The 9,216-nt window shown below is 63.3% G+C and carries 9 protein-coding genes; 5 read left to right on the forward strand and 4 right to left on the reverse strand.

Going from position 1 to position 9,216, the window contains the following annotated elements; translation table 11 throughout:
* The first annotated feature begins 230 nt into the window (after positions 1–230).
* From VMS96_15490 to VMS96_15500, 3 genes are all read left to right on the forward strand, one after another.
* Positions 231–1,496 (forward strand): amidohydrolase family protein, encoded by a 1,266-nt coding sequence (locus VMS96_15490; protein HVP44832.1) that lies wholly within the window; start codon positions 231–233, stop codon positions 1,494–1,496.
* Between the two features lie 58 nt (positions 1,497–1,554).
* Entirely contained in the window at positions 1,555–3,693 is a 2,139-nt protein-coding gene (locus VMS96_15495) for a M1 family metallopeptidase (protein ID HVP44833.1), read from the forward strand.
* Positions 3,694–3,793: 100 nt separating this feature from the next.
* Positions 3,794–4,702 carry a hypothetical protein gene (locus VMS96_15500; protein HVP44834.1) on the forward strand — a complete coding sequence of 303 codons (909 nt, stop codon included), beginning with the start codon at positions 3,794–3,796 and terminating at the stop codon, positions 4,700–4,702.
* Positions 4,703–4,707: 5 nt separating this feature from the next.
* Here the strand turns inward: VMS96_15500 and moeB are convergent, their stop codons facing one another.
* From moeB to VMS96_15520, 4 genes are all read right to left on the reverse strand, one after another.
* Entirely contained in the window at positions 4,708–5,871 is a 1,164-nt protein-coding gene (gene moeB / locus VMS96_15505; protein HVP44835.1) for a molybdopterin-synthase adenylyltransferase MoeB, read from the reverse strand.
* Between the two features lie 82 nt (positions 5,872–5,953).
* Complete coding sequence (locus VMS96_15510) at positions 5,954–6,229, reverse strand: MoaD/ThiS family protein (GenBank protein HVP44836.1); 276 nt, start codon at positions 6,227–6,229, stop codon at positions 5,954–5,956.
* A 65-nt stretch (positions 6,230–6,294) separates the two neighbouring features.
* On the reverse strand, positions 6,295–6,771 hold the full coding sequence (locus VMS96_15515; protein ID HVP44837.1) for a M67 family metallopeptidase: 477 nt from the start codon (positions 6,769–6,771) through the stop codon (positions 6,295–6,297).
* Between the two features lie 90 nt (positions 6,772–6,861).
* Positions 6,862–7,758 (reverse strand): cysteine synthase family protein, encoded by an 897-nt coding sequence (locus tag VMS96_15520; protein HVP44838.1) that lies wholly within the window; start codon positions 7,756–7,758, stop codon positions 6,862–6,864.
* Positions 7,759–8,042: 284 nt separating this feature from the next.
* Between VMS96_15520 and VMS96_15525 the strand changes: the two genes are divergently transcribed.
* Both VMS96_15525 and VMS96_15530 read left to right on the forward strand, forming a co-directional pair.
* Entirely contained in the window at positions 8,043–8,501 is a 459-nt protein-coding gene (locus VMS96_15525) for a hypothetical protein (protein ID HVP44839.1), read from the forward strand.
* Between the two features lie 52 nt (positions 8,502–8,553).
* The coding region (locus VMS96_15530) for a magnesium transporter CorA family protein (GenBank protein HVP44840.1) at positions 8,554–9,216 on the forward strand (663 nt) is incomplete at its 3' end.

Consider the following 9,216-nt stretch of genomic DNA (forward strand, 5'->3'; position numbering starts at 1 on the left):
CGCGGGTTGTGCCTGCACCGGCAGAGTTGGGCCGAACCCGTAAAGGGGAGATGAGCGGCCATTGGTCCTCCGATCCAACGGAGAGCCAGAAAGACCGGCGCAAATATTCTCGGGGGAGAACGCGCCGGTTTTTTCTTTGCAGTCGTCAGTCCTCAGTTGCCAGAAACATTCCTTTGACGTGGTAGATTGTTCCGCTTTCTGAATTATCCCAGCACATTCGAGGAGCGATTATGAAGTGGAAGCCATCCTCCGCCGCTCTGTTCACGTTCGTCCTCAGTTGTCTCGCGATGTCCCAGCAGGTGACCGCGATTCGCGCCGGGCATCTCATCGATCCCGCCACCGGCAAGGTTACGGACAATCGGGTGATCGTCATCAAGGAGGGGAAGGTCGAGAGCGCAGGCGGCAGCGTGCCTGCGGGGGCGCAGGTGATCGACCTGTCGAAGCAGTGGGTGATGCCGGGGCTGATGGACGCGCACACCCACATCACGATGGATATTCCGCCGGCGCCGCCGGATGTCTCGTCGTGGGAGGCGGTCCAAGCCAAGGAGAGCACGGCGTTCCGCGCGCTGCGCGGGCTGCACCAGGCGGAGGACATCCTGCACAGCGGGTTCACCACCATCCGCGACGTGGGCAATGCCGGTAATTACGCCGACACGGCACTCCGCCAGGCCCTGGAGAAGGGATGGTTCGTGGGCCCCACCATCATCAACGCGGGCAAGATCATCGCGAACTTCGGGGGGCAATCGCACGGAGTCTCCCCGGAGCAGGGCCGCATGTGGAATTTCGAGTACCTGGACGCCGACAATCCGGCGGAGATCCGCAAGGCCATCCACCAGGACATCTACTACGGGGCAAAGGTGATCAAGCTGGTGGCCGACAACGAGGGCTTCGTCTACACGGAGGAAGACATCCGGGCCGCTGCGGACGAGGCCCACAAGGCAGGACTGAAGCTGGCGGTGCACGTGTTCGGAGGACAGGCCGCAACCAACGTCATCGAGGGCGGGGCGGACTCGGTGGAACACGGGTTCGGGCTGACCGACGAGCAGCTCCAGCTCATGAAGCAGAAAGGCACGTACCTGGCGGGCACGGATTTTCCCTACGAGCACCTGGCTGCCTTCGGGGGCATACTGCCTGGGTTCGACCTTCGGAAGACCGCCGACCAGATCCAGGACCGGCTGTCACGCGCCTACAAGATCGGCGTCAGAATGGCGTTCAGCACCGACGACATCGCCAACCTGCCGGGCAAGAACCGCGGACAGATGTCGATGGACTTTCTGGACATCTGGACCAAGGCCGGGATTCCCGCGCCCGCGATCCTGAAAGCCATGACCACGAATTGTGCGGAGCTGCTGGGGATCGAGAAGGAGCGCGGGGCGATCGCCGCCGGCCAATACGCGGACATCATCGCCACCACGGCCAATCCCCTCCAGGATATCCAGGCGCTGCGCAACGTGACCTTCGTGATGAAGGAAGGGCGGGTGGTGAAGCAGAAGTAGCCGGCGCGAGCGGTGGCAGTTGTACAATCGCGGCTTCGAGGAGAGCCAAAGTCCGGTGATGCGAAGATCTCTGATATTGGCGCTGGTGATGGTGGCAATCGGCGCCCAGGCGAAGTTCATCCCCGACCCCATCGTGCAGTACAAGGTCGACGCGCGCCTCGACCCGCAGGCCAAGACTCTCAAGGGCCACGAGGTCATCCGGTGGCGCAACCACACCAGCGACACCATCCCCGACCTGCAGTTCCATCTGTATCTCAACGCCTTCAAGAACAACCTGAGCACATTTTTCCGCGAGGGCGGGGCCAGCAGCCGACGAGTACGGTTCCGCGACGAGGCCGACTCCTGGGCCTACGTCGCCGTGCAGTCCATCAAGGTGGACGGCGAGGACCTGACCGCGAGAATGCAGTACATCCAGCCCGACGACGGCAATCCCTACGACCAGACGGTGATGCGCGTGCCCCTGAGCCGGCCGATCGCGGCCAACGGGCGGGTGACCATCGAGATCGAGTGGACGTCCAAGCTGCCGCGGGTGTTCGCGCGCACCGGCTTTCTGGACAATTTCTTCCTGGTGGCGCAGTGGTTCCCCAAGCCCGGCGTGTACGAAGGCCCGGGCGACCGGCACCGCGAGCAGGGCGGCTGGAACTGCCATCAGTTTCACGTCTCCACCGAGTTCTACGCCGACTATGGCACCTTCGACGTGAGCCTGACCGTGCCTTCGGACTACGAGATCGCGGCCAGCGGCGACGAGCGCAGCAGCAAGCAGAACGGCGACGGCACCACCACCCACGAGTTTTACCAGGAGGAGATCCACGATTTCGCTTGGACCACGCAGCCGCAGTCGCAGGTGCAGAAGATCGTGCGCACGTTCCGGGCCGACGAGCAGGTGACCCCCTCGGAGATCGCAGAGTGGTCGCGCAAGGAAGGCGTGCCGCCGGAAGAAGTCCGGCTCAAGGACGTGAAGGTGACGCTGTTCATCCAGCGGGAGCACGCGTCGCAGATCGAGCGCCACTTCCGGGCGGTGTTTGCGGCGCTGAAGTGGTACGGCATCTGGTACGGAAAGTATCCCTACGACGTGGTGACGTTCGTGGATCCGCCGTCGCCGTTCGGCCTGGGCGCCGGCGGCATGGAGTATCCGACGTTCTTTACCGCGGGCACCAGCTACTGGCCGGCGGCGCGACAGCTGAGCCCGGAGGGAGTCATCGTCCACGAGTTCGGACACCAGTTCTGGTACGGGCTGGTAGGCAACAACGAGTTCGAGGAAGCGTGGCTGGACGAAGGCTTCAACAGCTACTCCACCGGCAAGGTGCTGGAGAAGGCGTACGGGCCGAATTACGCATATCAACGGGTGTTCGGGGTTCCCATCCCGGTGCAGAGCTGGCTGAACTTGCCAGTGCCTCGCTATCCATGGAAGGGCGTGGACGGCGTCCCCATCGGCCAGTACTGGGAGTGGGTGCCGGAATACCACTGGCAGCCGAGCCGGAGATATTGGCAGGAAGCCGAGACCGATGCCATGGAGCGTTTTGCCTGGCTGGACCTGAATCGCTCCAGCTACGGCGTCCAGGCCTACGACAAGCCCGAGCTCACCCTGCGCACGCTGGAAGGGCTGCTGGGCGAGGCCTGGCCCAAGGTCATCCGCACGTATCACATGCGCTACCGTTTCAAGCATCCGGACGCGATCGACTTCATGAATACCGTCACGGAGGTCTCGGGCCGGGACTTCAAGTGGTTCTTCGACCAGACGCTGTATGGCACCGGGCGCCTGGATTACTCGGTCTCGTTCACCACCGGGGCCGCTCCCGAGAAGGACGGATTCTTCGACGAGAATGGGAAGCAAGTCCTGGTCAGACCTGAAAAAGGTGACGAGGACGACGATGACAAGGGCCCGGTCGAATCCGAGGTGCTGGTGCGGCGTCTGGGCGAGATGGTCTTCCCGGTAACGGTGCGGGTGAAGTTCGACGACGGCTCGGAAGTTTTCGAGCACTGGGACGGACAGTATCGCTGGCAGAAGTTCAAGTACACCAATAAGCCGAAGATCGTGATGGCGGAAGTGGATCCCGACCGCCAGTGGAAGCTGGAGGTACCGCGCACCGACAACAGCGCGCTGAAGGAGCCGGTCAAGCTGGCGCCGGAGAAGTGGTACCTGCGCTGGGTGGTGTGGATCCAGAACGTGCTGATGGCATTCTCGTTCTTTTCGTAAGACTTTTGACCGCAGAGTGCGCAGAGTTGAGAACAAAGGCAAAAGGCAGAAGGCAGAAATCCCTCTGCGATCTCTGCTTTCCCTGCGGTAAAGGATTTGGATGCGTGTAGCGGAAGCAATCTCGCAGGGCATCGGCGCCGCGTGGCGGACCAAGTGGCTGGCCATGATCTTCCTGGCCTGCCAGCTGGTGCTGGCGGCGGCCGTGGCCGCGCCCATGTATTCCGCCATCGCCGACCACGTGGGCAAGAGCGCGGTTGGCAACGAGCTGGCGCACGGCTTCAGCTCGGCGTGGCTGCTCGAGCTCCAGATCGCCTACAGCGGCTTCCTGAAGGGCTTCTCGACCGCGATCGTGTACGCCGGCGTGCTCTTCCTGCTGCTGAATACGGTGCTCTCAGCGGGCGCGTTCGAGGTCTTCACCCGGGGTGCGGGAGCGGGCCTGCACGCCTTCGGGCGCGGCGTCGGCAAGTACTTCCTACGCTTCTTCCGCCTGATGGTGATCGCGTCCGCGCTCTACTTCGTCTGCTTCCTGGTCTTGCAGGACTTGGGAGACAAGGGGCTGCGGTGGCTGTTCAGCAAGAGCGTGTACGGCGGACCACTCTTCTACCTGCAGTGGCTGCGGTGGGCGCTGCTGGCGTTCTTGGTGTTCGTGATCAGCATGATCATGGAATACGCGAAGGCTGACCTGGTGCGGGACGACCACGCCTCGGTGCTCGCGGCCCTGGGCCATGCCGCCGGCTTCGTGTTCAGCCACTTCGGCCGGACGCTGGCCATCTACCTGGGGCTGGGTGCGCTGGGTGCGCTGACCATCCTAGTCTACGGCGCCTTCGCCCGCTTCTTCCCCCAAGGCTCGGCACTCACCGTGTTTGTCTGGTTCCTGGTGGCGCAGGCGCTGATGTACGCGCGCTGGATCTTCCGCCTGGCCTCGTGGGCAGCCGAGATCTCCTTCTACAGGGTCCACGCGCACACCCAGCCGGCGCAAGAAGCATCGCTGGCTGATCTGCCGGCGTAAGCTGCTCAGTACTTCGGCATTTTGGGATCGATCTTGTCGGCCCAGGCGAGAATGCCGCCCTGGAGGTTGTGGACCTTCCTGAAGCCGGCCAGGCGGAGGAAGTCCACGGCCTTGGCGCTGCGCACGCCGGAGCGGCAGTGGGCCACGATCTCGCGGCTGCTATCGAGCTCGTGCACCCGCTTGGGCAGGTCGCCCAGCGGGAGCAGGTACCCATTGAGGTTGCAGATCTGGTATTCGTGGGGCTCGCGCACGTCGAGCACGAACACGTCTTCCTTGGCGTCCAGACGGCGCTTGAGTTCTTCGACGGTCATCTCGGGCACGGTCGTGGTGGCCGGCGCCTCCTCCCCGCGGATGCCGCAGAACTCCTGGTAGTCGATCAGCTTCGTGATGGTGCGATTCGGGCCGCACACCGGGCACTCCGGGTTCTTGCGCAGCTTGAGCTCGCGGAACTTCATCCCCAGGGCGTCCACCAGCAGGACGCGTCCGATGAGCGAGTCGCCCTTGCCCAGGATGAGCTTCACCGTTTCCGTCGCTTGGATCACGCCGACCAGCCCGGGCAGGATGCCGAGCACGCCGCCCTCGGCGCAGGAGGGCACCAGCCCCGGGGGCGGAGGCTCCGGATACCAGCAGCGGTAGCAGGGGCCCTGGGGCGTGGCCAGCACGCTGGCCTGTCCCTCGAAGCGGAAGATGGAACCGTAGACGTTGGGCTTGCCGCTGAGCACGCAGGCGTCGTTCACCAGGTAGCGGGTGGGAAAGTTGTCGGTCCCGTCCACCACGATGTCGAAGTCGCGGAAGAGCTCGAGCGCGTTGTCGCTGGAGAGGCGCGTCTCGAACTTGCGCACCTCGACGAAGGGGTTGATCTCTTTCAGGGTCTCGGCGGCAGAGTCGAGCTTCTTGCGGCCGACGTCGCTTGTGCCGTGGATGATCTGGCGCTGCAGGTTGGTGAAGTCCACGACGTCGAAGTCCACCACCCCGATGGTGCCGACGCCCGCGGCCGCCAGGTACATGGCCAGGGGCGAGCCCAGCCCTCCGGCGCCGATGGTCAGCACCTTCGCCGCCTTCAGCTTGAGCTGCCCCTCCATGCCCACCTCGGGCATGATGAGGTGCCGGGAATAGCGGAGGACCTCTTCGTTGGTCAGAGTGACCTTGTTGTCGACTGCCGTGGTCATACGCTTTGGTAATTGGGTAATTTGGTAATCGGGTAATTGAAAAACCTAGGCCAATTACACAATTACCCGATTACTCAATTATTCAATTCTCCCAAATCCCTCCCGCGATGGAGGGCACGATGGCGATGACGTCGCCCCGTTTCACCGGCGTCTGCTCCTTGCCCAGGTAGCGGATGTCCTCGTCGTTCAGGTACACGTTGACGAAGGCGCGCAGCTTGCCGTCGTCGGTGTAGAGGTGCTTGCGCAGGTCGCCGTAGCGCGAGGTCAGGTTACCCAGCGCCTCGCCCACCGTGCTGCCGTTGATTTCGACCGCCGCCTGCTTGTCGGCGTACTGCCGTAAGGGGGTTGGAATTAACACTCTCATAGCTTCTCGGCTGCCTAACGGATGCACGAGGAGCGGGATTCGATTCACCACATCGGCCATCACATGGGCTCCTGGTTCAAAATGAACTTCTCCGGTTCCTCGGTCATCAGGACCTCGACCGGCTCGTCGGCAAAGTACTTGGTCTCCTCGGTCTCGCCCCGCAGGGCGAAGGAATGGGTCTGGCAGGCCGTTGCCTTCTCCACCGAGGTGATCACGTACGAGCAGCCGATCCAGTGCGCCTCGGCGAGATCGGTCGGCGACCAGCGCGGGGGATGGTCGGGGTGCGAGTGGTAGAAGCCGACGATGTCGAGATCGCGCTCCCGCCCCTCTCGCTGGATGCGTACCAGTTCCTTGGGGTCGATGTGGTAGCGGTTGTGCGGCGCATCCAGACGCGTGTTCCCAGTGCGCACCACCTCCAGGACCGTGCGCTCGTCGCCTTCGATGGTGCCCAGCAGCACACCGCAGCACTCGTGCGGGTACGTCTCCTCGCCATGACGGCGCAGCGCGTGGTAACAGGGATGAAGGATCTTCAACATGAGCGAATCGGGTAATTGTGTAATTTGGTAATTGGGTAATTGCAGCCGACGACGGTTTTCAATTACCCAATTACCCGATTTCTCAATTACTCAATCCTCCTCCTTCCACACCCGCTCCTCGCTCAGGTACTTGTCCCCGGCGTCCGGGAACACGGTCACGATGACAGCACGTTCGCGCTTTTCGGCCAGTTCCCTCGCGACTCGAAGTGTGCCGACCATGGCTGTGCCGCAGGAGATGCCGGCCAGCAGGCCTTCTTCGCGCGCCAGGCGGCGCACCATGGCGTAGCTCTCTTCGGTGCCGACGCCCAGGTCGCGGTCAGCGAGGTTCGGGTCGTAGATCCTGGGCACGATGGCGGTCGCCATATGCTTCAGCCCTTCCAGGCCATGGAACGCCGAATCCGGTTGCAGGGAAATGCACTGGATCCTGGGGTTCAGCTCTTTCAGCCGCCGTGACGTCCCCACGAACGTCCCGCTGGTGCCCAAGGTGGCGACGAAATGAGTGATGCGCCCCTCGGTCTGCTCCCAGATCTCGGGCGCCGTGCCCTGGTAGTGAGCGCGCCAGTTGGCGTCGTTGGAGTACTGGTCGGCGTAGAAATACTTGTCAGGCTCAGCGGCGACCATCTCGTGGGCCTTGCGGATGGCGCCATCGGAGCCCTCGCCCGGATCGGTGTAGACGATGTGCGCCCCGTAGGCATTCAGGATGCGCTTGCGCTCCAGCGAGGCGTTCGCCGGCATACACAGAGTGACGCCGAAGCCGCGCGCCGCCCCGATCATGGCATAGGCAATGCCGGTATTTCCGCTGGTGGAGTCCAGCAACATCTTCCCCGGCCCCAGCTTCCCTGCCTGCTCGGCTTCCCGGACGATGTTGGAGGCCGCCCGGTCTTTCACCGAGCCGCCCGGGTTGAACCACTCCGCCTTGGCCAGGATCTCGATCCCGGGCAAGTCCCGGCCCAGCCGCGTCATCCGCAGCAGGGGCGTCTTCCCCACCAGGTCGAGGACATTGGCGGGCGGGCGAACTACTACCCCTGCCCCCAGTGTTACCTGTGGACGAGCACCCCGGTCTTTCGATCGGGCGGGTAGAGCCAAGTTCGTCACCCCGCTCTAACTTGCTCGAAACAAAGCTGTATAGAGGCAAAATTCGACTGCTCGGATGCAATTAGTTTATAAAAGCAGATTCCCGGTGGGCAACTTCGCCGTCCTTTCAGGGTATCGTATTGCGGCGGCAGGTGGCTGCCAACCGCTCCGTTTGGGAACTCAGAATGCCTAAGACCATGACGCAACGTAGCTACGAAGACGCGGTCGCCTGGTTGCGCGATCACGGATTCGACATCCTGGAAGCTCCCGGGATGGCCAACCGCGTGTTCCTGAAGAAACACAACTGCTCGGCCGCTCTCCAGAAAGACGAGAACGGCGGGGCGAAGCTCTTCGCCCGCCCCGGCTACCTGAGCAACGGCGAGATCTCCAAGCTGATCGACCGCGGTTACCAGAAGTTCCTCAAGACCACCAAGACCGAGATCCCGGCCACCGCCGATCACCTGCGGGCGCTGCACGACTTCACCGAAGAGCTCAAGGAAGCCCTGGGCGGCGTCAGCCTGTACAACGAGTCGCTGGGCACCGTGAGTGACGAGTACGTGTACGACAGGGTGAAGGACCGCGACCTGCCCCAGACCCAGCGCCCCAAGCGTCCCTGGGAAGAAAAGCCCTCCGCTGAGAGCAAGAAGCGCGCCTAGCGGACCGGTTTTAGCTTGCAACCCGAAACAAGAAACTGGAAACTCGGTCGGCATGTCCGCGCAGCAGCCGTGTCCCCATCTGGCGTGGTTTGACGTCGCCGACCCGAACTCGGCCGAGCTCGACGAGCTGGCACGCCGCTACCGCCTGCACGAGCTGCAGATCGAGGACTGCCGCCACCGCCCCCAGCGCGCCAAGGCGGAAGAGCACGACAGCTACCTGTTCTGCGTCCTGAAAGAGATGTGTCCCGAGCAGGCGATCAGCTTCCGCGACCTGGACGTCTTCTACGGCAAGGATTACCTGATCACCGTGCATGAGGGGCCGTCCACGGCGCTCCACAAGGCCCGCGAGTGCGCCATGCAAGAAAAGCTGCAGCGGCTCGACCGCTTGTTCTACCTGATCGTAGACAGCGTGGTGGACGAGTACCACTCCCGGCTGGATGAGCTGTCGGATGCGACCTCCGAGATCGAGTCGGAGGTGCTGCACCGGCCGGACCCACCCATGTTGCGCCGCATCTTCGAGCTGAAGCGGAACCTGATCGAGTTCCGGCGCATCTCCAGCGCCATGCGCGAGGTGGCCAACGCCATCCTGCGCCGGGAAGGAGGGCTGGTCGGCGACGACCTGGACCCCTATTTCCGCGACGTGTACGACCACCTGGTCCGCACCGTGGACCTGATCGAAACCTACCGCGACCTGCTCACGGGCGCGCTCGACATC

The sequence above is a fragment of the Terriglobales bacterium genome (genome assembly GCA_035543055.1).
GTDB lineage: Bacteria > Acidobacteriota > Terriglobia > Terriglobales > Acidobacteriaceae > JAIQFD01.

Excerpts from the sequence above, each read along its gene's own strand:
- VMS96_15525 (HVP44839.1), top strand. The coding sequence starts at position 8,043 with ATGACGCAACGTAGCTACGAAGACGCGGTCGCCTGGTTGCGCGATCAC.
- VMS96_15490 (HVP44832.1), top strand. The coding sequence starts at position 231 with ATGAAGTGGAAGCCATCCTCCGCCGCTCTGTTCACGTTCGTCCTCAGT.
- VMS96_15515 (HVP44837.1), bottom strand. The coding sequence starts at position 6,771 with ATGTTGAAGATCCTTCATCCCTGTTACCACGCGCTGCGCCGTCATGGC.
- VMS96_15495 (HVP44833.1), top strand. The coding sequence starts at position 1,555 with ATGCGAAGATCTCTGATATTGGCGCTGGTGATGGTGGCAATCGGCGCC.
- VMS96_15500 (HVP44834.1), top strand. The coding sequence starts at position 3,794 with ATGCGTGTAGCGGAAGCAATCTCGCAGGGCATCGGCGCCGCGTGGCGG.
- moeB (HVP44835.1), bottom strand. The coding sequence starts at position 5,871 with ATGACCACGGCAGTCGACAACAAGGTCACTCTGACCAACGAAGAGGTC.